Below are 21,961 nucleotides of genomic sequence, written 5' to 3' on the forward strand. Positions count from 1 at the left end.
GTCTATTGCCCACGCTAGCATGCACTCTAAGCCCTTCGCTCTTTGCCCTCCGCCTTTGAACCCTTGATTTCCTTACACACCAACTAACATGGCTGAAGAACGAGCGAGTAAAAAACTGTGGGACCGCGCGGCATGGAAAGACGCGGGCTTTTTCCTGACCTACCTGCGTCCGCACTACAACGTGTTCATCCCGGCGCTCATCGCGCTGGCGATCACGGGCGGGATGACGATCATTTTCATCAAGGAACTGGCGGCCCTGGCCGGAAAAGGCATCGGCGGAGCCTCCGGGCCGCAATGGATGGCCGAACTCAATCACAGCGCGTGGTTTCTCGTGGGCATCGTGGCTATGCAGGCGTTCATCGCCTTCTTCCGTATCCTGCTGTTTGCCAAAGCCTCTGAACGCGCCCTGGCAGCGTTGCGGCTCGACACCTTCAGCCGCATCATTCGTCTGCCAATGACGACGCTGAACCAGCGTCGTGTCGGTGAGCTGGCCTCGCGCCTCGCGAACGATGTCGAAGCGATGCGTGAGACGCTGGTGGTGACGATTCCGATGCTGATCCGGCACACAGTGATGCTGTCGCTGTGCCTCGTGCTCATCCTGAACATGTCGGTGAAGCTGTCGCTGTTCATGGTCGGCACGATTCCCGTGGTGATTGTGATGATCGCCATCTTTGGCACCCGCATTCGCAAACTGACCAAGAAAGCGCAGGACAACCTCGCGGCCTCGCAGGTCGTGGTGGACGAGAGCCTGCAAAGCATCGTGAGCGTGAAGGCCTTCCGCAACGAAGCTTATGAAATGGCCCGTTATGACAAAAACCTCGGCGAATACCTGCGCACGGTGCTTCGTGCGGCGATTCCACGCGCGTCCTTCATCGCCTTCATCATCTTCGCGTTCAGCGTGGCCTTGATTCTGGTGACGTGGTTCGCCATGCGCATGCTGAATGACGGCGGCATCGGCAAAGAGGAGCTGACTCAGTTTGCAGGTCTCAGCGGCATGATCGCGGCTTCGTTCATGCAGTTTCCCGAATTGATCACGCAGCTTCAACGCTCCCTCGGCGCCACCGAACGCGTGCGCGAGATTCTGCGGGATGAAACGGAGCCGGATGACACCGCCGGAGCCTCGAAGATGCGCTTCAAGGGCGAGATCGAGATGCACGGCGTCAGTTTCGCCTATCCGACGCGGGCCGAAGCCGTGGTGCTGCGAGATTTTGATCTCAGCGCCAAGGCCGGCCAGCGCATCGCGCTCGTGGGGCCGAGTGGTTCGGGCAAATCGACGAGTGTGTCGCTGCTGTTCCGCTTCTACGAGCCAACAACGGGAGAAATCCTCATCGACGGGCAACCGATCCGTGACATGTCGCTCACCACGTTGCGGCGCAACCTCGCGCTGGTGCCGCAGGAGGTGCTGTTGTTTGGCGGCAGCATCAAAGAAAACATCGCCTACGGCAAACCAGAGGCCTCGGAGGAGGAGATCATCAGCGCCGCGAAGAAGGCGAACGCGCATGATTTCATCGTCGGACTCACGGAGGGTTATCAAACGCTCGTCGGAGATCGCGGCGCGCAGCTTTCCGGCGGTCAGCGCCAGCGCATCGCCATCGCGCGCGCCATTCTCGCCGATCCGGCCATCTTGATCCTCGATGAAGCCACCAGCAGCCTCGACGCTGAAAGCGAGCGCCTTGTGCAGGACGCGCTCGACAAGCTGATGGAAAATCGCACCAGCATCATCATCGCCCATCGCCTCAGCACCGTGCGTCGCTGCGATCAAATCCTCGTCATGTCCGGCGGAGCGATCCTCGAACGCGGCACACACGACGAACTCGTGGCGAAGCCGGGCAGCCTGTATGGCTCGCTGGCGAAGCTGCAGTTGGAGTGATCAGCTTCTAAACACCATCGCGGGTTCCAGTTTGCTCACGCGCCAGATGCCCAGCAGCGCGGCCAGCATGCAGATGCTCAAAACGACCGCCAATACCGCGAATGGCACGAATTCCGGCATGTAAAACGGCGGTTGCTCGTTCTTCAGCGCGCCAAACGCGAATCCCGCCGTACCCAGCAGGCCGATGCCGTAGCCGATGATGCCCACGGTGAAGGCTTGCACGATCAGCATCAGGCACAAGATGCCATTCGAGGCTCCCATGGCTTTCAAAGCGCCGAGATGCCGCATGTTCTCCAGCACGAAGGAGTAAAATGTCTGGCAGCTCACCGCCATGCCCACCAGCAGGCCGATGATCACCGTGGTGCCGAAGGAAATCGGGATGCCGGTGTTCTTCACATACCACCACACCGTCGAGACGTTGAAGTTGGTTGTCGGCTTCTCACCTGTTTGATCCATGAACTCGCCAAAGCTGGCCTCGCGGTTGATGAAGGCCTTCAGGCCCGTCTCCCGCCGGATGTCTGCGATGGCCTGCTCCAGGCTCACACCGTCACGCGGGGCGCAGATCACCGCCTGGAGCATCTTGCGCTGCGCCGGGACGTATTGCAGCGCGCGTTCATACGTCGTCCACACATACGGCCCGCCGGTGAAGGAGGTCACCGCGTCGGCGATGCCCACCACCCGCGCTTCCTGGTCGTTGATCTCGAACACATCGCCGAGCTTCACCTTGTCGCCACGCTTCTTCGCGAGTCGTTGCACGCCAAGGTCGTCGATGATCACCGAATGTGGCAGCCGCAGTTGCATCAGATCGCCTTGCAGCATCTTCGCCGGCGCACCGGCCAGCGTGTTCGCGTCGATGCCGATGAGCTGGATGATCTTGAAATTTCCATTCTCCAATCGCACGCGCTGGATGCCCGAATAAATCGGTGAGGCCCAGGCCACGCTGCCCACGCTGCGCACGCGCGCCACGTCGGTGTCCAGCAGCGGATTCGTCTCGTTCACCTGCTCCACCTTCTCCTCCACCACCCAGATTGGTGCCGGAACGTTGCGCAGGGTTGATTTCGTCCAGCTCATCAGCCCGCAAAACACCGCTGTCTGCTGCGCCATCAAAAACGTCGCCACCGCCAGCCCTGCGACGAGCATCAGGTACTTCGCCGTGTCACCAAACAGCATTTTCAGGGCGAGGCGGAGCATGGCGTGAAGATGGGCCAGCCGTCCGTGTGCGCAACTGCTGGAATCAGCAGAAAAACTCAAGGCACTCGCGGGAACTTGGAGAAGTCGGGTTTCCGCTTCTCGATGAAGGCGTTTTTGCCTTCTTTGCCTTCTTCGCTCATGTAGTAGAGCAGCGTGGCGTTGCCAGCGAGATCGAGCAGTCCCATCTGGCCGTCGCAATCAGCGTTGAGGGCGGATTTGAGGCAGCGCAGGGCCAGTGGCGAATGCTGGAGCATCTCGCGGCACCATTTGAGGGTTTCTTCTTCGAGTTGGTCGAGCGGAACGACGGTGTTCACGAGCCCCATCTCCTGCGCCTGCTTGGCATCATACTGGCGGCAGAGATACCAGATCTCACGCGCTTTCTTCTGGCCCACAATGCGGGCGAGGTAACTGGAACCGAGGCCGCCGTCGAAGCTGCCGACTTTAGGCCCGGTCTGGCCAAAGCGGGCGTTGTCCGCCGCGATAGTCAAATCGCAGACGACATGCAGCACGTGGCCGCCACCGATGGCGTAACCGGCCACCATCGCCACCACCGGCTTGGGAATCGTGCGGATCTTCCGCTGCACATCAAGGATGTTCAGCCGCGGCACGCCGTCTTCGCCGATGTAGCCGGCATCGCCACGCACTTTCTGGTCGCCACCGGAGCAGAAGGCGAGGGGACCTTCGCCGCAGAGGATGACCACGCCGACCTCACGGTCCTCATGCACGATTTCAAACGCCTCCAACATCTCCTTCACGGTCAGCGGCCGGAAGGCGTTGCGCACCTTGGGCCGGTTGATGGTGATCTTGGCGATGCCATCGCTGGTTTTCTCCAGCTTGATGTCTTTGAAAATTTTGATGGTCTGCCACATAGGGTTTGCGATGGTTGGCTATTGTTGACGATGGTTTGCAGTGGTTTTACAACAATCGCAAACGACTGCCAACCACCGCAAACAACGGCAAACTTTATGCAAATGCCGTGAAGCTCCGCAGTTCCGCAATACGTGCCGCGATGTCGGCCTTGGTGACCGTTTGCAGCTTGTGCGTGCTGAACGCTTCGCAGGTGTAGCTGGCGGTGACGCTGCCGTGAACGACGGCGGTCTTCAAATCTTCAAACGTTGGCTTCGTCTTGCCGTTCGCGGCCAGCCAGCCGGACAAACCGCCGAGGAAGGAGTCGCCAGCACCCGTCGGGTCAAACACGCTGTGCAGCGGGTAGGCGGAGCAGGCGAAGAAGTCTTCCTTCTTCTCGCCAAACAGGAAGCTGCCGTGCTCGCCACGTTTCACGATGACAAAACGCGGTCCCTTGGCCTGCAAACGGCGGCCTGCATCGACGAGATTGGTCGTGCCGGCAAATTCCTTCGCCTCGCCGTCGTTGATGACGAGCAGGTCGATGCGCTTGAGCACGTCGTGCAGGCGCTCGTTGGCGATGTTGATCCAGAGATCCATCGTGTCGGCGGTGACGAAGTCGGCTTCGACCTGGTCGAGCATCTGCATCTGGTTGTCGGGGCTCATGTTTGCGGCCACGGCCACCTTGGCCTGACGGGCGGCGGCGGGGAGCTTGGGCTGCCAGTTTTCGAGCACGTTGAGCGCCACCTTGTGCGTGGTGCGGCTGTTCATGTCGTTGTGGTATTCACCGCTCCAGGTGAAGGATTCACCCGAGCTGCGCTCCAGGCCATCCAACGTGATGCCGCGTGCGGCCAGCATGTCGAGATGCGGTTTGGGAAAGTCATGGCCGATGACGCCGACGAGATGAATCGGCTGGCAGAAGACGCTGGCGGCCAGCGCCGCGTAGCTGGCGGAACCACCGAGCAGGTTTTCCTGCGAATCCTGCGGGGTTTTGACATTGTCTAGGGCGACGGTTCCGGCGATGACGACTGACATGAGTGTGTGTTTGGTTAGATAAGGTGTAGCAGTTAATCCTTGCCTCGCGGGCGGCCAACTTTAACGGTACGCGGCCAGCGGGGGCCGCGATTATCGGTTCGCCCCTCGTTGTGTCAAATGCCACTCCGCCCACTCTTTCATGCGCCTCAGCCTCATCTTCTTCATGCTGATCCTGCTGCCGGTGGCCACCGGCGTGCATGCGTGGCTGTTTTGCCGTGACAACCTCCCTGCGCTCACACAGGAAGCGATGGCACGCTTGACGGCTGCAGGCGTGCGCGATCCCGTCGTGGATGTGCGCTTCTTTGACATCGCCGTCAGCGGCGAAGCACCCGATCCGGCCGCACGCCAGAAGGCGCTGGCCTCCATCCGATCTCTTGTTCCACTGCGGCTGCAACCCGGTGCCGACCGGATTCATGTGGTGGCCGGTCTCCAGGCGAAGCTGGACAAGGACACGCTTTTACTCAGTGGCTGGCTGCCCGAAGGGGACGAAGTGCAGAACGTGAGCCGTTTGCTTGCCGAACTCCGGCCTGACCTCGTCGTGCGCACGGATGAACTGCGCACCGCGCCGGAAGTACGCTGGCCGGAGGGTGTCAAACCGCCGCTCACGGCGAACAGCGGCCTGCTCAAGTCCATCATCGACACGCTGCGTGTGCCCGCCGAACTGCACATCAGCGCCAAGGCTGATGCCATCGCGCTCACCGGCCTGCTGCCAGACACCGCATTGAAAGAAGAGCTCGTCGCCGCGCTCGCGGAAGTTGCCGGAGCACGAGTGGTCGATCCTGCGGCGCTCAAGGCCAGCCCGCATGTGCTGCCAGCCGCGTTTGTGAAACCAGAGTTGCTGGCGGCCTTCGTGCGCAGTTTCTTCAGCATGCCGCCACCGCGTTCGTTCGACATCGGAGAAGATGGCATCCCGCATCTGGTGGGAGTGGCCACACGACAGATGGAAAGCGCCTGGCTCGGCCTGCTGCGCCCCGTCACCGGTGCGGTGAAGGTGGATGCCCGCTTCACGCTCGTGCCCTCGATCTACCATTTCCCCGGCTACGAAGTTCAATCCAAGCTGCCGCCCACCACGCTCGATCCGCTGCGCGAGGCCCTGCGTGGATGCGTGATCGCGTTCGATGCTGGTTCCGCGCGCATTCCGCCGCTGGAGCAGACGAAGCTCGCCACACTCGCACCGACGCTGCTCGCCGCCGGACCGGCGCTCGGGCTGGTGATCGGCGCGCATCCTGATCCTGCCGGGCCTGAAAGCGTGGAAAGAGACATCGGCAAGGCACGGGCTGAAGCTGTGATGTCCTTTCTGATTGATCAGGGCGCGCCTGCCGCCGATGTCAGCGCCGTGGTCTTTGATCCCGTGCCTGCGGGCTCTCCCTCGGCACCGGCCAGCCCACGCAGCGTCGAACTTCTCATCAAATAGCCGCCCATGAAATTCGACTTTGAATCCCTGTCCACCGAGCCGCTGTTCTACATGCTCATGCACAGCGGTGTGTTTGTCACCGTGCTGGGGATCATCTTTTTCATCATCGGCCTGCTGTTTGGCTATGCGACCTGGGGCCGCTACAAGCGCCAGACCCGTGAGCTTCGCGGTGAAGCCGCCGCCATGAAGGATGAGATCGCCCAGTTGAAGCGCAAGATCGGCGACCAATCCGTCAAATCGGGTCCCAACATCGCGATGGCCACGGAAACCATCCACATGCCCCCCAAGGAGGGCGCGCCGGCGGCCGAAGCCGTGCCTGCCATCACGAAGGAAACCATCCCCCCCCAGGACGCACGTGTCCCCACCAAGGATCGTCTGCCCAGGTCGCGTGCCAACGTTATCAAGTCCAAAACCGTCACCCCGGCAGCGCCACCTGCTGGACCTGCGGTCAACGAGATCAAAACGCCCGCGCCGCCACCCGCCGAGCCCATCACTTCCAGCATCAAACTGCCTGCTCCCACCGAGCCACCGCCACCACCCGCGCGTCATTCCTCACCACTCGCCGCCATCATCGCCACGCCGCCAGTCGTGAAGGAACCTGAAAAGGCGGGCGACGCTCTTCCTGCGGTCGGTCTGGTCCCCACCGACACCATCCCCACGCTGACGACCGAGCTGCCCCTGACACCGCTGCCAGCGGTCGCAATCCAGCCCGAGCTCGATCGCCGCCTCGGCCTCATTTACAAGACCCGGCCCGAGAAGATCGACGACCTCACCGAGCTCAAAGGCATTGCCAAAGTCCTCGAACAGCGCCTCCACGAGTTCGGCATCTACACCTACGCCCAGATCGCCGCCTGGAACGAGGAGCACATCAAAGAATTCTCCGCACGCCTCGCCTTCAAAGACCGCATCCAGCGTGAGCAGTGGGTGGAGCAGGCGCGGCAGTTGGCCGCCAAGAAGGCTTGAGGACACGCTCCGCAACCGCCGCCGTTCCGCCGCGTTCAATGCCGGCATGAGCACGCGCCTGTCGTTTCTTCTGCTGTCATCCCTCTTTGTCCATCTCATCAGCAACGCCGCCGACTGGCCGCGCTTTCGTGGCCCCAATGGCAGCGGCATCGCCCCCGATGACAAACCGGTGCCGGTGGAGTGGAGCGCGACGAAGAATCTCAAATGGCAGACGGCATTGCCCGGCCCCGGCTCCTCCAGTCCCATCGTTGTGGGTGATCGCGTGTTCGTCACCTGCTGGAGCGGTTATGCGGACAGTGGTGAACGCTCCGGCGGCGACATCACCGCCTTGAAGCGTCACTTGATCTGCGTGGATCGCACCGCCGGCAAAATCCTCTGGGATCGCACCGTGCCCGCGAAGCAGCCGGAGGAGCAATACGGCGGCATGTTCGCGCAGAATGGCTACGCCAGCCACACTCCTGTCTCTGATGGCAAAAGCGTCTTCGCCTTCTTCGGCAAGTCCGGTGTTCATGCCTTCGATCTCGACGGCAAACCGCTCTGGCAGGCCGAGGTGGGAGATTGGGACGACCGTCGCGGCTGGGGCACCGCCTCCAGTCCTGTGATACACGGTGATGTGTTGATCGTGCCCGCCGTCATCGAAAGCCAGGCGATGTTCGGCTTCGATAAAAACACCGGCAAACAACTTTGGAAAGCGCCCTCCGAAGGCTTCGCCAGCACTTGGGGCAGCCCTGTCGTTGCCGGCACCGATCTTGTCATCGCCGTGCCCGGCGAAGTCTGGGGCTTCAACCCCGAGAGTGGCAAGCTGCGCTGGTATGCGCAGGGATTGCAAAGTGACTCCGTCTGCAACAGCGTCGTCACCGACGGCACCACCGTCTTCGCCATGGGCGAACGCGGCGGCGGCTCCGTCGCCATCAAGGCCGGTGGCAAAGGCGATGTCAGCGCCACGCACACCCTCTGGACCGGCTCCAACGGCTCCCGCATCGCCACGCCCGTCCTGTGGGAAGGCCGCCTCTACTGGATCAGCAGTTCACTCGCGGTGTGTCGCGATGCCAAGACCGGCGCGGAAATCTACAACGAGCGCATTGAGTCCACCGGCGGTGGCAACACTGCCTCCACCAATCGTCCTGACGGCAATCAAGGCGGCTTCGGTGGTGGCGGTGGACGCCGTGGCGGTGGCGGCGATTACTCCTCACCCGTCGCTGCGAATGGCCATCTCTACCAAGTCACCCGCCGTGGCGAAGTCCTCGTCCTCAAACTCGGCCCCACCTTCCAGCTCGTCGCCCGCAACCGCATCGAAGGCGACACCTCCGACCACAGCTCCACCCCCGCCCTCAGCAACGGTCAGATCTTCCTCCGCTCCTCCCGCACGCTCTACTGCATCGGCGAGTGATGCCGCTTTTGGAGGGCAAGGCTCCGGCGTTGCTGAATTCGGCAGCGCCGGAGCCTTGCCCTCCGGAAGTGAGCCTGCCACGATTCGCGGATGCGCCGTTACAGACTGGCGATGTAGTCCCGCAGCTTTTGTTTGGTTTCTTCGGTTTTTCTTTGGAGTCGGCCGAGCAGCTCGTCGTCCTTGCTTTCGGTGAAGAGGAAGTCGTCATCGGTGAGCTTGGCATACTTCTGCTTCATCTTGCCTTTGATCTCATTCCAGGAGCCTTTGAATACGAGTTTTGTCATGGGATGGAGGGTTGTTGCTCCCCATGAATCGTGGTGGGAGCGGTTTTGCCGTAGGGATGACGGTTGGGAATGAGTGTGGGAGTGGATTCGAAAGAACGGAAGGAGAGCCGATGCGGAGCCGAGCACGGTGGCGACATGCGAGACAGACCATGCGAAGCATTGGGCGTAGCCCGACACGAGTGTGATGCACGAGGGAGTCAAACTTGGAGACAATCGCAAAGAAGCGAGCCGGAGCGCAGTGGAGATCGCTGAAGGCAAACCGACTGAGCGCAGCGGCTCTCCGCGTCCAGGCTTACGGCTTGCTGAGCAGGGACTCGATCTGGGCTTGCAGGGTCTGGTGGTCCTTGCTGCCGAGGGGGTATTCGCCGCCGGGATGGATGTGGTGGATGCGACCTTGCTTATCGAGGAGGAAGGAGACGCTGGTGAAGTCGCGCTCGGCGGGTTGGAGCCACCATTGTTTGAGGGTCTGCCAGCCGGGATCAGTGGCGATGGGGAACACCAAGCCGAGCTGTTTGGCCTGCGCCGCGACATGGCCGGGCTGCAAGGGCGCGGGGCTTTTGTGATGGTAGAAGCCGAGGACGACGAGGCCGCGCTCCCGATAGCGCTGGTGAAAGTCATTGAGGGCGGGCGCGGTGGCGGCGCAGAAGGGACAGCCGGGGGAGGTCCACCAGCGGACGAGGATGACCTTGCCACGGAGATCGGCGAGCTTGAGCGGCGGGGAGTGGAGCCAGTCCTGCACCTGCCATTCCGGAGCCGTGGTGCCGAGCAGCGCGCGCCCTTGATCATCGGCCGCCCGCAACGCCGCCGCGCCGAGGAAGGCGACGATGGCCATCCAGCAGAGCCAGGGTTGTGAGCGAGGTGGCATGGCAGGGAGTCTCCAAGGAAGTATGAGGAGGAGGGGAAGGAAGTGCAATGGGAAGCACGCTGCCGCTGGCGGCTCTCATCTCAAATAGGCATTGATCTCACCCCGGCTGCCATGTCATTTTCAAAACACGGAGTCGCGGGGTCTTATCAGCCCAGCGGTTCCGGACACTTCAGGGTCGGAACTTTCAACACGCTTGTGGTATGAAAAGAATCACTCTCCTGCTTGCTGCGGTGACCTTGGGTCTTGGCCTCACCGGAGTGTCAGCCGCCGTCGTTTCCGTGCAGTTCAACAACATGTTCGTCGTGGGCCACGGCTCCATCAGCAGTTGGAGCGGCAGCTTTTCCAATACGACGATGAACACGCGGCCTGTCCTTCTGCCCTTCACCAGTCCGGCGACCGGCGCTGCGCGCTTTGGTCCCAACCACCCGGCGAATCTGCTGGGGCAGGGCACGCTGATCGCCGTTACCTACAGCCTGCTGGATGGCGTGGGCACCACCGCCACGGCGGCGCTCGGCACCACGACGAGTGTGTTTGGCGGCACCCGCCCCAACTTCAGCATTCAATCCTATGCCAATGGCGCTCGTCTGCCAGTGGCGGCGGCGTCGGGCACACTGGGGTCGGCATTGAACCTGCCCAACGGCACGATTCTCAACGCGGGCACCACGATCTACGCGGATATGTCCGCCTATGCGATGGATTACAACAAGCCGGCGAGCTACTGGCATGACACCACCACGACGCTGACCCATCAGGTGTATGAAGGCGGCACCACGTCGTTTTACTATCAGGACGGGCTGGGACAGTATCAGTTGCTTTCTTCGTATGCGGGCTCGTTCCTGGAACTCCTCAACAACTATTCGACGGGGAACACCCTTATCAACAGGAGCGGCACGAGCACTGCGGTGAACAATGTGTTGCTGCCCGCGACGCTCCAGTTCGGTATTTTGGCGATAATATCCAAGACACCGGCATCCTGACTTCGGAGCTGGCCACCAGCCCGTATGTGGGATTTTTTGCCGTCGCCAGCATGCCGTTCACCGCGAACTTCGATCTGGACAACGCCACGCTCGCTCCCGAACCCTCACGCGCCATGCTGCTGCTGGTGAGTCTGGTGTGTTTGAAACTCCATCGTCGCCGCGAAGTGACAGCGGGAACAGGTCGGGCGTCGATTTGAGACAGCGGGGAGAAAAATGGAGAACGCGCTGGCGAAGTAGCGCCGCAGGACGAGAAAATTTGGAAAGCAAAAAGTAGAAAGCCTGAGGCAAGGAGGAGCGGATGGATGCGTGATCCTGCCTTCCGCGCAGCGGGGGCGCGGAACTTACTTCGCGGCTTTGGTGGCGGCTTTGCGTGCTGTTTTCGCCGAGGGCTTCGCCTTGCCGGGTGCAGGCTGGACGAGCGAGGCGGAGAGATTGTCGAGAGACTTGGCGAGATTCTGCTCCAGATGGGTGAGCGCTCTGGCAAAGCTGTCGGCCTTCTTGCGCACGAGCTTGAGGGCCTGGGCGGTTTTCTTGCGCAGGCGGGTCTCCCCTTTCTGCCGCCATTCATCCAGCACCTCGCGCGCCTGGTTGGCGTGGGACGTGGTAGCCTGGAGTTTCTCTTCGAGAGTGGTGATCAACTTGTGGGCCTTTTCAAAGTTGATTTGCATGGGTGTGGGATGGTTGAAGGTGGGAGAGATGAAGCGGTTCGCTTCGAGAGGGCACCGCAGCCCCAGTCTCAGCACGCGGAGCAGACACGCAAGGGGGCAGTTGGGAAAATCGGCGGCACTATTCTTGACCTCTTGACGGCCGTTCAACGCGTCAAGAGGTCAAGGATTCCAGAGCCTAGTCGAGATCGCTGATCTTGACCGGCTTGCCGCCGAGCTCGGCGCTGCGGTCGGAGGCGAAGATGACTTCGAAGCTCTTCAGAGCTTCGGGGAAACTGGTGAGGGGCATGTCCTTGCCTTCATCGAGGGCGTCGAAGAAGGCCTGGAACTGGGATTCGTAGGGGTGGTCGCTCACGTCGCCGGAGTCGAGCATCTTCATGGAGAGCTTGCTCCAGGCGTGCTTGTCGGTGTGGAGCTTCATGGAGTGGAACTTGTCGTCCAGCAGGCTGCCCTGGCTGCCGCAGAGGTGGGTGTGGAAGTAGTAGGGCTGCAGGCAGTCCACCACGGCGGCGGCTTTGCCGATGCTGCCGTTTTTGAAGTGGATGAGGGTGACGCTGGTGGTGTCGTACTCGTAGGGCTTGAAGATGTCGCTCTTGGATTTGGTGGAGAAGCTGGTGACGCTGTCCACTTCATTGCCCATGACCATGAGCAGGGCATCGAGCGCATGACAGCCGGCTGTGAGGAGGGCACTGCCGCCGTCTTTCTTGCCGGTGTTCCAGCGGAACTGGCCGTACCAAGGGCCGATGCCGTGGTAGTAATCGACCTCACCATAATGCAGGGCACCGAGCAGGCCTTCATCAATGAGCGCCTTGGTGACCTGGAACTGGTTCGACCAGCGGCACTCGAAGCAGACGCAGCCCTTCACGCCGTTCGCTTTCGCTGCCGCGGCGATCTCGCGCACTTCCTGCAAGGAGTTGGCCATCGGCTTTTCGAGGATGATGTGCTTCTTCGCATTCGCGGCGGCCACGGCTTGGGCGCGGTGCTGGCTGGGGTAGCTGGAGATGTCCACCACATGGATGTCGGGATTGGCGAGCATCTCGTCGAGATTTTGATAGCTCTTGATCGGCGTGCCGTGCTTGGCGCTGAGCTCCGCGTCGTCCAGTTTGCGGGAGGAATAGATCGCGGTGACCTGGCCCTGCTTGGTTTTGTTGATGGCTTCGATGTGAGCGCTGGCGGCCCAGCCGTATCCGATGATTCCGACGTTGTATTTCTTCATGGTGTGAATTGGGAATGCTCCAAAACGGAGGCGAGAAAGTCAATACCTCGTTCTGCGGCGGCTCTTTCGCTTGTTTGCCATCGCGGGATGATTTTGCCGCGCCAAGTTGGCCCGAAAACAGTGAAGCCGCCCGGCGGATGCGGGGCGGCTTCACAAGAAGAGTGCGGGGATGAAGCTTACTCGGCGGCGGCTTCTTCCTCGGCCGGAGCGGCTTCGCCAGCGGCAGAGACGGCCAGCTTGATGGTGGCGGTGACTTCGTGGCCGAGCTTGACGACGATCTCGAAGTTGCCGGTGTTCTTGATCGGCTTTTCCAGCACGATCATATGACGGTCGATCTCCAGCTTCGTCTCCTCGGTGATGGCCTTGGCGATGTCGATAGTGGTGATGGAACCGAAGGCCTTGCCGCCCTGACCGGTGGAAAGGGAAAGCTTCAGCTTCAGCTTCTTGAGCTTTGCGGCCAGCTTTTCGGCTTCAGCGACTTCCTTGGCCTCACGCTCGGCACGCACGGCCTTGAGACGCTCGGTGTAGCGAAGGTTGCCTTTGGTGGCTTCGTAGGCCTTGCCTTGGGGGAGCAGAAAATTGCGGGCAAAGCCGCGTTTCACGCTGACGACATCAGCCTCGGCTCCGAGACCTTTGATTTTTTCTTTGAGAATGACTTGGGTGTTTGGCATGGCGACGTTCCCTGGGGGAAAAGGGGCGCGAAACTACACGCCTCCTAACCTCTGTCAAAGGCGGAATCAGGGTTCTTTCAGAAGGCCTTCAGCAGCAGGATCAGACGGCGCATCGCAGGCTGTCACACTCCGAGCGAGGTGCCGGCCTCAAGTCCCACTGCGGGGACTTTTTTCAATTCCCGCCACATCCAGCCCAGGCCCACGACGCTGAGCACGGCACCGGCAGCAAGGAGGTCGCCGGGCATGTGGTCTTCCTGCTGCATCTCTTCCGCGCCATGACCGAGCAGCATGGCGAAGGGAATGATGAGGTAGTTGGTGGAGAAATTGACCGTGAAATGACCGATGATGCCGGGCGCGAGCGAGCCGGTGCGCAGCACCAACCAGCCAAAAAGCAGGCCGAGCGGCAGGGCCACCACCGCCTGCCAGGGATTGAGATGGAAGAGGGCGAAGATGACCGCCGTGAGCCAGATGGATTTTGCCGCGGAGTAGTTGGCGAAGAAGCCGCGCAGCATCCAGCCGCGAAAAAACAATTCCTCCGCGACGGGTGCGATCAGCGTGATGGAGACGAAGAAGATCGCGGCATTACCTTGTGTCAGGCCCAGGAACGCCTGTTTGAAAGCGTCCGGCATCGGGATGAGGCTGGCAAAGTGGAGGAGCACGATGGTCAGGCCGAAGCAGCCGATGATGAGGCCGGGCAGGATGCGTGATGGGAAACCCCGGATGGTGTAGGAGCCGCTCCAGGGCCGCTTGATGAACACTAGTCCCAGCCAGAGCGCTACCGGCCACCCCACCGCCTGGCTGGTGAACATGATGAGGATGGAATCAGGCTTCTGCTTGCTCACCGCGCAGTAGATGGCGATGGGGATGGTCACGGCAAATACCACGACATAGAAAAGGAAGCTCACCAGCAAGGCCTTGCCAAGACGGGGACCGGGCGGTTTGGCCGGAGGCAGTGGCGGCGGCAATGACAGGGCTGGGAGTTCGTCGGGAGGAGCGTCCATACGAGCTCAACCCGAAGGTGACGCGGCTTCTTTCAACAGAGAGAGACCCTTGCCAGACCGGCGCGAAATGCCGTTCGAAGTGGGCAGTGCCTGAAGATCAGACGTCGGCGCATGGTTGTCATTGCTGCTGGCTGTTTTAGTCTGCGCCTGCTCATGCCGTTCTCACTCCAAGGCTTTCCCTGGCGTTTCGCCGTCTATTTCATCGCCGCCTGTTATCTGCTGGCGGATCTGTATGCCTGCAAAGGCCCGCTGCATGCGCGATTGATGCAGGGCAGGGGATCATCCCCCGAAGGCGCGGGAGGCGGGTATGCGGCGGAGGTCTATGGCCGACCGCTCACCCGCCTGGAACTGGAGGAGGCCATGCGCGAGCATCTTTGGAAGCGGAGCGAGTCCTGGGCCGCGCTCAACGCCGAGGCGCGCAAGCAGACGCGCTGGCTGGTGCTCGAAACCCTCGTCAACGACCGCATCGTGCGCGCCTTCCGCATCATGAACGGCCTCGACACGGTGCCGTCCGCCGCCGAGGCCCGGCGCGAATCCGAGATGATGCAGCGCCAGTTCGCCAATGCGGCCGAGTATCCCGGCCGCCTCGCCGCGCAGCAGCAGACACAAAAGTCGCTCGATACAGCGATTCGTGACGCGCAGCTCGATGAGGCATGGATCACCGAAAAAATCGCCCATCGTCTCGCCGAAGTGACCGAAGCCGACACGCGGACGTGGTATGATGAGTTCAAAGAAACGCTGCGCATTCCGCAGGCGCACCATGCCGCGCACCTGTTTCTCACGAGGCATGACAAAACAAAGCCTGACCGCGAGGTGGAGATCCGCGAGATTCACCGCCAGCTCATTACCAAGGAAAAAACCTTCGCCGAACTGACCGCACTACACTCGGACGATGACGGCACGAAGAAAATCGGCGGTGATCTCGGCTGGTGCACGCGTGAGCGTCTGCCGGAGGATTTCATGGCCGCTGTGGAGAGGCTGAAGATCGGGCAATTCAGTGATCCAGTGCCCACGAAGCTTGGCTGGCATCTCATCATCGTGATGGAGCGCCGCGAAGCGCGCCTGCCGTCCTTGGAGGAGGCCAGGGATGAGATTCTTGCCCTGTTGACCAGCCAGCGCCGTGAGGAAGCCGTGAAAAGCCTCGTCGGTGAACTGCGTCAGCGCTCGCAGCAGCCCACGAAATTCGTGTTTTATCACCCGCAGGTCATTGACCACGTCGAACCTGCGCCCTAAATGCCGCGCATGAAACAAAACGTGGGCGTTCTTGGTCTCGGCATCATCGGCAGTCGTGTGGCGGACAATCTGCGCAAGGCAGGACATGAAGTCTTTGTGTGGAGCCGCAGCGCCCGCCCTGTGCCGAATTTCCTTTCGTCTCCGCGTGAGGTGGCCGAGGCCGCCGGCATCATCCAAATCTTTGTGCGGGACAGCGCGGCGCTCATCGAGGCCATCGAGGACATGAAGCCTGCGCTCAAGGCCGGGCATCTCGTCATGAACCATGCCACCGTGAGCAAGCATGCCACGCTGGAAGCCGCGAAGCTCGTCGAAGCCACCGGCGCCGCGTTTCTCGACGCGCCCTTCACCGGCAGCAAGATGGCCGCGCAGAATGGCAAGCTCTGCTACTACATCGGGGGCAGCGATTTGATGCTCGAACGCGCCAAGCCGGTACTCGAAGCCAGTTCGGCCAAAATCCTGCCGCTCGGCGGTGTGGGTGACGCGATGGTGCTCAAGATCGTCACCAACCTCGTTTCTGCCGTCATCGTCGAAGCCGTCGCCGAAGCCGCCGCGATCACGCAGGCCAATGGCATCCCGCTGGAGCGCCTGCACGAAGCCCTGGAGTCAAACGCCAACTACTCCATGCTCATCGGCATGAAACTCCCCGCCATCATCAAAGCCGACTTCGAGCCGCATTTCTCTCTGCGCAACATGCTCAAGGACGCCGACTTCGCCCGCGAACTGGCCGCCGAGGCCAAGCTGAATGCTCCCGCGCTCGACTGCACCGCCGCCGCGATGCGCAAAGGCGTGGACGCAGGCAAGGGCGACCTCGATTTCAGCGTGATAGGCCAGCGCTGAGGTCGGATGCTGCGGATTTTCTACGACGAAGACGCTTGCCGTTGTGTGTGTGCCAAGCATGTATGAACCGCCATGAAAACCTCCGCTACTCCCGACCTCTGGCAGAAAATCCTGGTGCCGACGGACTTTTCCGAGTGCGCGGAAGCCGCCGTTCATTTCGCCGCAGCGCTGCATCAAAAATCCGGTGCTGAAATCATCCTGCTGCACGTCACCGAACCCGCGTATCAAGGACTCCGCGTGCAGACGAGCGACCTCCATGCGCAGATGCGCCACGCAGCGGAGAACAGCCTCAAAAAGCTGGCTACTGAAGCCTTCTCCAACGCCACAAGCGTGCGCGTGGTGGTCAGGGACGGCCGTCCGGCGGACGTGATCTGCCAGTCTGCGGCGGATGAAAAAGCGGACGCGATCATCATCCCCACCCACGGGCATTCCGGCCTGAAGCACGCGCTGCTGGGCAGCGTGGCGGAGAAAGTCGTGCGCCACGCGCCTTGCAGCGTGCTGGTGGTACGGGAGTGAGCCGTTTGTCCCCATCTTCTTATGCAAGACTACATTTTGATGCTCATCGCCGGTGTTGTGCTGGCTTGGTTTGGTGGTGAATTTTTTGTCAAAGGGGGTGTTGGCCTGGCCCGCTGGGCGCACTGGCCCACGGCGGTGATCGGTGTCACGGTGGCGGCGTTTGGCACTTCCTCACCGGAGTTGCTTGTGGCCATCCATGCGGCGCTGGACGGCGTGCCGCAGATTTCACTCGGAGATGTGCTCGGCAGCAACGTGGTCAATGTCGCGCTCGTGCTTGCCATCGTGCTGGCGCTCTCGGGGATGCAGGTGGAGGACGGCGGGGTGCGGCGTGACTGGTTCATTTGCCTGCTGGTGCCCGGCATCGTCTATGCGCTGCTGTTTGACGGCTGGTTTTCGCGCCTCGACGCCGGGATCATGATGGTGTGTTTCTTCGTCTGGCTCATCATCGTCATCCGTCATGCGCGTCGGCATGCGGTGACGCGCACAGAGCCGGGCGAGCATGTGTCTCTGCCCAAAACAATCTTTGAGCTACTGGCCGGTCTCGCGTTGCTGATCGGTGCCGCGCAGTTCGTGGTGCATGGCGGCAAGGGCGTCGCCACCGCGCTGGGCTGGAGCCCCTTCATCGTCGGCGCGGTCGTGGTGGCCGCTGCCACCAGCACGCCGGAGCTGGCGACGACACTCATTGCCCGCATGCGCGGCCATCACGACGTCGGTCTCGGCAACATTCTTGGCAGCAACATCTTCAATGTCTTCTTCATCGCCTCGGTGGCCGCGTTGATTCAGCCCTATGCGGTCAAAGTGCCGGAGATCGCGCCGAGTCTGCTGTTTGGCGGCATCACCGTGCTGCTGATTCTTCCCGGCAAAAAGGGTGCGCTGGGCCGCTGGCGCGGCTTTGTGCTGCTGGCGGTGTATGCCGTCTATGTGGTGATCACCGTGAGCGCGGGCGGCGAGGGACACTGAATCCGCTCACACCTCCGCCGGTTTCACCACGAGCATAGAACATGCGCTTTGCATCAGCACTCGCTCAACGGTGGAGCCTAACAGCAGGTAACGCAGATTTGTGCGGCCCAGCGCTCCGATGATGATGAGGTCCGCGCCCGCCTCACGCGCATGATCGGCGATGCCCCGGCCCGTTTTGCGGTCCTCGTGCAGAACTTCCAAGTGGGTGAGACCTTCGGCGCTGCTGTGGATGAATTCGTGCAAATGCGTCTGGAGCGCCGTGGTCAGTTCATCACGCGGAGCCAGTGTGGCATTGGTCATGCTCAGCCCGGACTCACCAAACGGTCCCATGACCGGCAGCATCGAGCCGGGGTCCGCCCAGACATGGAGAAAATCCACGCTGGCATGGTCTTGCAGCGCCAGCTCCCGCGTCAGGGCCAGCACGCGCTGCGCATGCTCGGAAAAATCAACACAGGCCACGATCTTTTGAAACGGCTGCGACTGATCCGCGCGCACCAGCAGCACATGCGCCGCCGATTTACGTGCCAGCTTGCTGGACACGGAACCCGCGCCCACGGAGTTCTCACCCGCACCTGCGATGCCTGCCACCAGCAGGTCAGCGCCCAGCGATTTCGTGTGCTCCAGGATCTCATGCAGCGGCACACCAATGACCAGCGTGATCTCGTGGCCACTCGGAACGCTGGATTGCGCCAGCCAGTTCTCCAGTGCCTTTCTGCCGCCCTCCGTGGTTGATTGGGCGGCGGATTCGAATGCCTCACCACGTCGTTCCGCCATCGCAGCCAGGGCGTGGGCATCAATCACATGCAGCACATGAAGCTTGCTCCCATGGACCTGTGCCAGACGGCTGGCCTGCTCCAACGCCGCGCGTGAACCGGTGGAAAAATCAACTGCGATGAGGATGGTTTTGAGAGAGGTGTTCATAAGAGGGAGATCGGTGTTGTCCTCACGTCCCCACCAGAGCGTGCTCGGCAATCAATTCCGTTTCAGCGGCCAGCCAATGCGTCAGGTCATGTCCGTCTGACGCCCCCTGATTTTGGAATTTGAGATAGGCTCTGTCGGCGATTTCATCCTCGGTGGGAGCAAAGGGCGTGATATTGTCATTCATCGGCTCCGTGGCGTCCAAAGTCGCGGCAGTGGTGAAAGGCTTGGCTGCCTCGGTGTTGGACGCGGGATGAGGTGTCATAAGGACGCGATCATAAGGTTCCGATCTCGCGCTAGAAATGGGGTGTTATCCTACCCTCGGCATCCATCGCTTGCCACAGCCAGCATGGGTTCTGCCGCGCATGATCATCTCCATTCTTTTCCTGCTGGCTGGCGCGGCGCGGGCAGGATGGGCGTGGTGGTATTCGGCGCTGCTGATGCTTTAGATTCTCTTTCTTTGCATCTTGAGTACACTGGAAAAATCCCCCTCACTATGACTGCCAATCCTGCTGAAATCCTCGCAACGAGTCTGTTTGCCCTTGCGGTGCTGCACACCTTTTCGGTGAAGCGTTTCGCGCATTGGGCGCACAAGTATCCCAAAGGTTCCATTCAGGAAAACATGCTGCACTTCCTGGCGGAGACGGAGGTGGTCTTCGGCCTGTGGGCGGCGGCGTTGTTTGCGGGGATCGCGGCGCTCAAGGGGTCTGTGCATGACGCGGTCGTGTACATCGAGAGCCTGAACTTCACCGAGCCGAAATTCGTCCTCGTCGTCATGGTGGTGGCGGCCACGCGCCCGGTGGTGAAGCTGGCGGAGAGTTTTATCTCGTTCATTGCGCGTTTGCTGCCGATGACGGAAAGCCTGGCGTTTTACGGCGCGGCTTTGTCCGTCGGCAGCCTGCTGGGTTCGTTCATCACCGAGCCGGCGGCCATGACGCTGCTAGCGCTGGTGTTGAAGCGTCGTTATTTTGATCGTGGCATCAGTTTGAAGCTCGCTTACGCCACGCTGGGCCTGCTGTTTGTGAATGTGTCCATCGGCGGCACGCTCACACACTTCGCCGCACCACCGGTGCTCATGGTGGCGGCGAAGTGGGAGTGGGACACGCTGTTCATGCTCACGCACTTCGGCTGGCGGGCGGCGGCGAGCTGCTTCGTTTCCACGGCGCTGGTGGCCTTGGTGTTTCGCAAAGAACTTCAAGGCATCAAGCCCGCGCCGAATCCCAGCGCGGTCATCCCCATTTGGCTCACGCTTGCGCACCTCGGGTTCCTTGCCGCCGTGGTGGGCTTCGCGCATCACCCGGATGTGTTTTTCGGCGTGTTCATGATCTTCCTCGGCCTCGTCACCGCCACGCGGGAGTATCAGGACAATTTGAAGCTGCGTGAGGGCCTGCTCGTCGGCTTCTTCCTCGCCGGGCTCGTCACGCTCGGCTCCTTGCAGTCCTGGTGGCTCAAACCGCTGATCGAAGGCATGAACGGAGCCACCTTGTACTTTGGAGCCACCGGTCTGACCGCATTGACCGACAATGCCGCGCTCACTTATCTAGGTTCACTCGTCGAAGGCATCACGCCTGATTTGCAATACGCGCTCGTCGCCGGTGCGGTGACAGGTGGCGGCCTGACGGTGATCGCCAATGCGCCAAATCCTGCGGGGGTGGGCATCCTGCAAAACGCCAAGGCATTTGGTAACGAGGGCATCAGCCCCCTGGGCTTGTTTGTCGGTGCCTTGCCACCAACTGCCATCGCGGTGGTTTTTTTCTGGTTAGTCGGCTGATTCAGGCGCTGGCTCGGGCAGACGACGGATGCTGATTTTGTCGATGCGCTGACGGTCCATGTCGATGATCTCGATCTCGAACGCACCGACAGTGAATTTTTCCCCTTCGCGTGGCAGGCGCTCCAGATGCTGCATGATGAAGCCCGCCAGTGTCTGAAAGCTGTCCTCTTCCGCATTGGAGATGGTTTCAAAGCCTGGAATCGTCGTGTTGACGGCGTCGATCTCGGTCATGCCGTCTGCCAGCCACGATTGCGGGCCATTTTCACGAATCTGCGGTGTGCTGGGCGAGCCTGGGCGGTTCGTAAGGTCGCCGACGATCTCCTCGGCGAGGTCTTCGATCGTTATCAGGCCGCGCACGATGCCGAATTCGTCTGTCACCGCCGCCGCGTGGTGGGAGGCCTTGCGCAACTCCTCCAGCAACGTCAACGCAGGCTGGTTGTCGGAGACAAACACCGGCTCGCGCATCAACTCGCTCACCTTTTGCTGTTGACCGCTCGCCACGGACAAAAACAAGGCGCGCAGCGAAACAAGGCCCACCACATGATCGCGCGTCTCGTCATAAACCGGGAACACCACCTGCCGCACGCCATCACTGAGCTGCTCCGCCGCGCTCGCCGCCGTGTCGTCGATGTGCAGGAAGATCACCTTCGGCTTCGGGCGCATGATTTCCTCCGCCCGCACATCCCGCAGATCGAAGACGCCCTCCACCATCGCGCTTTCCTGATGATGCACGTTGCCGGTGATGAGGCCTTCGCGTACCAGCACCTCCACCTCTGCCAGTGTCGGACCGCTCGGAGCCTCGGATTTGCCAAACAACCGCATCAGCGTGCGCGTGCTCAGTTCCAGCACCCAGACGAGCGGACGACCGATGCGCGAGAGCCAGTTCATGGGCGCGGCCATGGCGCACGCGATGCCTTCTGCATTGCGCAGCGCGAGGCTTTTCGGCACCAATTCTCCGATGATGAGCGAGAGATAGGTGATGAAAGCCACGACAAGGCCAAACGCCACCTGCTCCGCGTGTTCGGCCAGCCACGGCACCGCTTTCAACCACGGCACGACATAACCGGAAAGACTCGCACCACCAAAGGCTCCCGCCAGCACACCGACCAGTGTGATGCCGATCTGCACCGTACTGAGGAAGCGTTCTGGGTTCTGCGCCAACTGTAGTGCCAGTCGTGCGCCCTCACTGCCGCCATCCGCACGCTCTTGCAGGCGCGCCTTCTTCGCCGATACGATGGCGATCTCCGCCATGGCGAAGAGGCCGTTAAAAACGAGCAGCAGCAGGATGATGGCGAGTTCGGTCATGAATATGTGCTGTTAGCCATGAATACGCTGCGGGGC

Annotated in this window: 23 protein-coding genes; 11 read left to right on the top strand and 12 right to left on the bottom strand. The window is 61.3% G+C overall.

Annotated elements, in window-relative coordinates:
* Positions 1 to 88: 88 nt before the first annotated feature.
* Entirely contained in the window at positions 89 to 1,870 is a 1,782-nt protein-coding gene (locus U1A53_RS12920) for an ABC transporter ATP-binding protein (RefSeq protein WP_322281473.1), read from the top strand.
* On the opposite strand, the gene U1A53_RS12925 is transcribed toward U1A53_RS12920, so the two are convergent.
* The 3 genes from U1A53_RS12925 to U1A53_RS12935 all read right to left on the bottom strand — a co-directional run bounded on the left by U1A53_RS12925 (position 1,871) and on the right by U1A53_RS12935 (position 4,939).
* A complete protein-coding gene (locus U1A53_RS12925; protein WP_322281475.1) occupies positions 1,871 to 3,061 on the bottom strand; it encodes an ABC transporter permease in 1,191 nt (396 codons plus the stop codon). It abuts the gene before it with no gap.
* 56 nt (positions 3,062 to 3,117) lie between these two features.
* On the bottom strand, positions 3,118 to 3,930 hold the full coding sequence (menB, locus tag U1A53_RS12930) for a 1,4-dihydroxy-2-naphthoyl-CoA synthase (RefSeq protein ID WP_322281477.1): 813 nt from the start codon (positions 3,928 to 3,930) through the stop codon (positions 3,118 to 3,120).
* 94 nt (positions 3,931 to 4,024) lie between these two features.
* Positions 4,025 to 4,939 carry a PfkB family carbohydrate kinase gene (locus U1A53_RS12935; RefSeq protein WP_322281478.1) on the bottom strand — a complete coding sequence of 305 codons (915 nt, stop codon included), beginning with the start codon at positions 4,937 to 4,939 and terminating at the stop codon, positions 4,025 to 4,027.
* A 139-nt stretch (positions 4,940 to 5,078) separates the two neighbouring features.
* On the opposite strand from U1A53_RS12935, the gene U1A53_RS12940 reads away from it, so the two are divergent.
* From U1A53_RS12940 to U1A53_RS12950, 3 genes are read left to right on the top strand one after another with little or no spacing between them, the layout of a single operon-like run.
* The gene (locus U1A53_RS12940; RefSeq protein WP_322281480.1) at positions 5,079 to 6,353 is read left to right on the top strand and encodes a hypothetical protein; all 1,275 of its coding nucleotides are present in this window, start codon (positions 5,079 to 5,081) and stop codon (positions 6,351 to 6,353) included.
* Between the two features lie 6 nt (positions 6,354 to 6,359).
* Positions 6,360 to 7,316 (top strand): hypothetical protein, encoded by a 957-nt coding sequence (locus U1A53_RS12945; RefSeq protein ID WP_322281482.1) that lies wholly within the window; start codon positions 6,360 to 6,362, stop codon positions 7,314 to 7,316.
* A gap of 46 nt (positions 7,317 to 7,362) precedes the next feature.
* Entirely contained in the window at positions 7,363 to 8,706 is a 1,344-nt protein-coding gene (locus U1A53_RS12950) for a PQQ-binding-like beta-propeller repeat protein (RefSeq protein WP_322281484.1), read from the top strand.
* A gap of 98 nt (positions 8,707 to 8,804) precedes the next feature.
* Here U1A53_RS12950 and U1A53_RS12955 read toward each other — a convergent pair whose 3' ends face one another.
* Positions 8,805 to 8,990: a CsbD family protein gene (locus U1A53_RS12955; RefSeq protein ID WP_322281486.1), complete on the bottom strand. Its 186-nt coding sequence runs from the start codon at positions 8,988 to 8,990 to the stop codon at positions 8,805 to 8,807.
* Positions 8,991 to 9,282: 292 nt separating this feature from the next.
* Positions 9,283 to 9,855: a TlpA disulfide reductase family protein gene (locus tag U1A53_RS12960; protein WP_322281488.1), complete on the bottom strand. Its 573-nt coding sequence runs from the start codon at positions 9,853 to 9,855 to the stop codon at positions 9,283 to 9,285.
* Positions 9,856 to 10,055: 200 nt separating this feature from the next.
* Here U1A53_RS12960 and U1A53_RS12965 point away from each other — a divergent pair, with 200 nt between their 5' ends.
* Positions 10,056 to 10,832 carry a hypothetical protein gene (locus U1A53_RS12965; protein ID WP_322281490.1) on the top strand — a complete coding sequence of 259 codons (777 nt, stop codon included), beginning with the start codon at positions 10,056 to 10,058 and terminating at the stop codon, positions 10,830 to 10,832.
* Positions 10,833 to 10,882: 50 nt separating this feature from the next.
* On the top strand, positions 10,883 to 11,029 hold the full coding sequence (locus U1A53_RS12970; RefSeq protein WP_322281492.1) for a PEP-CTERM sorting domain-containing protein: 147 nt from the start codon (positions 10,883 to 10,885) through the stop codon (positions 11,027 to 11,029).
* Positions 11,030 to 11,173: 144 nt separating this feature from the next.
* On the opposite strand, the gene U1A53_RS12975 is transcribed toward U1A53_RS12970, so the two are convergent.
* The 4 genes from U1A53_RS12975 to U1A53_RS12990 form a co-directional block, all read right to left on the bottom strand.
* A complete protein-coding gene (locus U1A53_RS12975; RefSeq protein ID WP_322281494.1) occupies positions 11,174 to 11,500 on the bottom strand; it encodes a hypothetical protein in 327 nt (108 codons plus the stop codon).
* Positions 11,501 to 11,675: 175 nt separating this feature from the next.
* The gene (locus tag U1A53_RS12980) at positions 11,676 to 12,713 is read right to left on the bottom strand and encodes a Gfo/Idh/MocA family oxidoreductase (protein WP_322281496.1); all 1,038 of its coding nucleotides are present in this window, start codon (positions 12,711 to 12,713) and stop codon (positions 11,676 to 11,678) included.
* A gap of 176 nt (positions 12,714 to 12,889) precedes the next feature.
* Complete coding sequence (rplI, locus tag U1A53_RS12985; RefSeq protein ID WP_322281497.1) at positions 12,890 to 13,384, bottom strand: 50S ribosomal protein L9; 495 nt, start codon at positions 13,382 to 13,384, stop codon at positions 12,890 to 12,892.
* Between the two features lie 122 nt (positions 13,385 to 13,506).
* A complete protein-coding gene (locus U1A53_RS12990) occupies positions 13,507 to 14,385 on the bottom strand; it encodes a type II CAAX endopeptidase family protein (protein ID WP_322281499.1) in 879 nt (292 codons plus the stop codon).
* A gap of 153 nt (positions 14,386 to 14,538) precedes the next feature.
* Between U1A53_RS12990 and U1A53_RS12995 the strand changes: the two genes are divergently transcribed.
* The 4 genes from U1A53_RS12995 (at position 14,539) to U1A53_RS13010 (ending at position 17,931) form a co-directional block, all read left to right on the top strand.
* Positions 14,539 to 15,618, top strand: a complete 1,080-nt coding sequence (locus tag U1A53_RS12995) for a peptidylprolyl isomerase (RefSeq protein ID WP_322281501.1) — start codon at positions 14,539 to 14,541, stop codon at positions 15,616 to 15,618.
* A 9-nt stretch (positions 15,619 to 15,627) separates the two neighbouring features.
* Positions 15,628 to 16,455: an NAD(P)-dependent oxidoreductase gene (locus U1A53_RS13000; RefSeq protein WP_322281503.1), complete on the top strand. Its 828-nt coding sequence runs from the start codon at positions 15,628 to 15,630 to the stop codon at positions 16,453 to 16,455.
* 72 nt (positions 16,456 to 16,527) lie between these two features.
* The gene (locus U1A53_RS13005; RefSeq protein WP_322281505.1) at positions 16,528 to 16,971 is read left to right on the top strand and encodes a universal stress protein; all 444 of its coding nucleotides are present in this window, start codon (positions 16,528 to 16,530) and stop codon (positions 16,969 to 16,971) included.
* A 21-nt stretch (positions 16,972 to 16,992) separates the two neighbouring features.
* Entirely contained in the window at positions 16,993 to 17,931 is a 939-nt protein-coding gene (locus tag U1A53_RS13010) for a calcium/sodium antiporter (protein WP_322281507.1), read from the top strand.
* Between the two features lie 6 nt (positions 17,932 to 17,937).
* Here U1A53_RS13010 and U1A53_RS13015 read toward each other — a convergent pair whose 3' ends face one another.
* Both U1A53_RS13015 and U1A53_RS13020 read right to left on the bottom strand, forming a co-directional pair.
* The gene (locus U1A53_RS13015; protein WP_322281509.1) at positions 17,938 to 18,852 is read right to left on the bottom strand and encodes a universal stress protein; all 915 of its coding nucleotides are present in this window, start codon (positions 18,850 to 18,852) and stop codon (positions 17,938 to 17,940) included.
* A 22-nt stretch (positions 18,853 to 18,874) separates the two neighbouring features.
* Positions 18,875 to 19,114, bottom strand: coding sequence for a DUF2934 domain-containing protein (locus U1A53_RS13020; protein ID WP_322281511.1), 240 nt, complete (start codon positions 19,112 to 19,114; stop codon positions 18,875 to 18,877).
* A 231-nt stretch (positions 19,115 to 19,345) separates the two neighbouring features.
* Between U1A53_RS13020 and U1A53_RS13025 the strand changes: the two genes are divergently transcribed.
* Positions 19,346 to 20,620, top strand: a complete 1,275-nt coding sequence (locus U1A53_RS13025; RefSeq protein ID WP_322281513.1) for a putative Na+/H+ antiporter — start codon at positions 19,346 to 19,348, stop codon at positions 20,618 to 20,620.
* On the opposite strand, the gene U1A53_RS13030 is transcribed toward U1A53_RS13025, so the two are convergent.
* On the bottom strand, positions 20,609 to 21,925 hold the full coding sequence (locus tag U1A53_RS13030) for a hemolysin family protein (protein WP_322281515.1): 1,317 nt from the start codon (positions 21,923 to 21,925) through the stop codon (positions 20,609 to 20,611). The genes U1A53_RS13025 and U1A53_RS13030 overlap by 12 nt on opposite strands.
* Between the last annotated feature and the right edge of the window lie 36 nt (positions 21,926 to 21,961).

Source organism: Prosthecobacter sp., from assembly GCF_034366625.1.
Classification (GTDB): Bacteria; Verrucomicrobiota; Verrucomicrobiia; order Verrucomicrobiales; family Verrucomicrobiaceae; genus Prosthecobacter.

Excerpts from the sequence above, each read along its gene's own strand:
- U1A53_RS12980 (WP_322281496.1), bottom strand. The coding sequence starts at position 12,713 with ATGAAGAAATACAACGTCGGAATCATCGGATACGGCTGGGCCGCCAGC.
- U1A53_RS12970 (WP_322281492.1), top strand. The coding sequence starts at position 10,883 with ATGCCGTTCACCGCGAACTTCGATCTGGACAACGCCACGCTCGCTCCC.
- rplI (WP_322281497.1), bottom strand. The coding sequence starts at position 13,384 with ATGCCAAACACCCAAGTCATTCTCAAAGAAAAAATCAAAGGTCTCGGA.
- U1A53_RS12960 (WP_322281488.1), bottom strand. The coding sequence starts at position 9,855 with ATGCCACCTCGCTCACAACCCTGGCTCTGCTGGATGGCCATCGTCGCC.
- U1A53_RS12920 (WP_322281473.1), top strand. The coding sequence starts at position 89 with ATGGCTGAAGAACGAGCGAGTAAAAAACTGTGGGACCGCGCGGCATGG.
- U1A53_RS12925 (WP_322281475.1), bottom strand. The coding sequence starts at position 3,061 with ATGCTCCGCCTCGCCCTGAAAATGCTGTTTGGTGACACGGCGAAGTAC.
- U1A53_RS12955 (WP_322281486.1), bottom strand. The coding sequence starts at position 8,990 with ATGACAAAACTCGTATTCAAAGGCTCCTGGAATGAGATCAAAGGCAAG.
- U1A53_RS12995 (WP_322281501.1), top strand. The coding sequence starts at position 14,539 with ATGCCGTTCTCACTCCAAGGCTTTCCCTGGCGTTTCGCCGTCTATTTC.
- U1A53_RS12940 (WP_322281480.1), top strand. The coding sequence starts at position 5,079 with ATGCGCCTCAGCCTCATCTTCTTCATGCTGATCCTGCTGCCGGTGGCC.
- U1A53_RS13020 (WP_322281511.1), bottom strand. The coding sequence starts at position 19,114 with ATGACACCTCATCCCGCGTCCAACACCGAGGCAGCCAAGCCTTTCACC.
- U1A53_RS12990 (WP_322281499.1), bottom strand. The coding sequence starts at position 14,385 with ATGGACGCTCCTCCCGACGAACTCCCAGCCCTGTCATTGCCGCCGCCA.
- U1A53_RS13015 (WP_322281509.1), bottom strand. The coding sequence starts at position 18,852 with ATGAACACCTCTCTCAAAACCATCCTCATCGCAGTTGATTTTTCCACC.
- U1A53_RS13000 (WP_322281503.1), top strand. The coding sequence starts at position 15,628 with ATGAAACAAAACGTGGGCGTTCTTGGTCTCGGCATCATCGGCAGTCGT.
- U1A53_RS12945 (WP_322281482.1), top strand. The coding sequence starts at position 6,360 with ATGAAATTCGACTTTGAATCCCTGTCCACCGAGCCGCTGTTCTACATG.
- U1A53_RS12950 (WP_322281484.1), top strand. The coding sequence starts at position 7,363 with ATGAGCACGCGCCTGTCGTTTCTTCTGCTGTCATCCCTCTTTGTCCAT.
- U1A53_RS13030 (WP_322281515.1), bottom strand. The coding sequence starts at position 21,925 with ATGACCGAACTCGCCATCATCCTGCTGCTGCTCGTTTTTAACGGCCTC.
- U1A53_RS12965 (WP_322281490.1), top strand. The coding sequence starts at position 10,056 with ATGAAAAGAATCACTCTCCTGCTTGCTGCGGTGACCTTGGGTCTTGGC.
- U1A53_RS13005 (WP_322281505.1), top strand. The coding sequence starts at position 16,528 with ATGAAAACCTCCGCTACTCCCGACCTCTGGCAGAAAATCCTGGTGCCG.
- menB (WP_322281477.1), bottom strand. The coding sequence starts at position 3,930 with ATGTGGCAGACCATCAAAATTTTCAAAGACATCAAGCTGGAGAAAACC.
- U1A53_RS12975 (WP_322281494.1), bottom strand. The coding sequence starts at position 11,500 with ATGCAAATCAACTTTGAAAAGGCCCACAAGTTGATCACCACTCTCGAA.
- U1A53_RS12935 (WP_322281478.1), bottom strand. The coding sequence starts at position 4,939 with ATGTCAGTCGTCATCGCCGGAACCGTCGCCCTAGACAATGTCAAAACC.
- U1A53_RS13010 (WP_322281507.1), top strand. The coding sequence starts at position 16,993 with ATGCAAGACTACATTTTGATGCTCATCGCCGGTGTTGTGCTGGCTTGG.
- U1A53_RS13025 (WP_322281513.1), top strand. The coding sequence starts at position 19,346 with ATGACTGCCAATCCTGCTGAAATCCTCGCAACGAGTCTGTTTGCCCTT.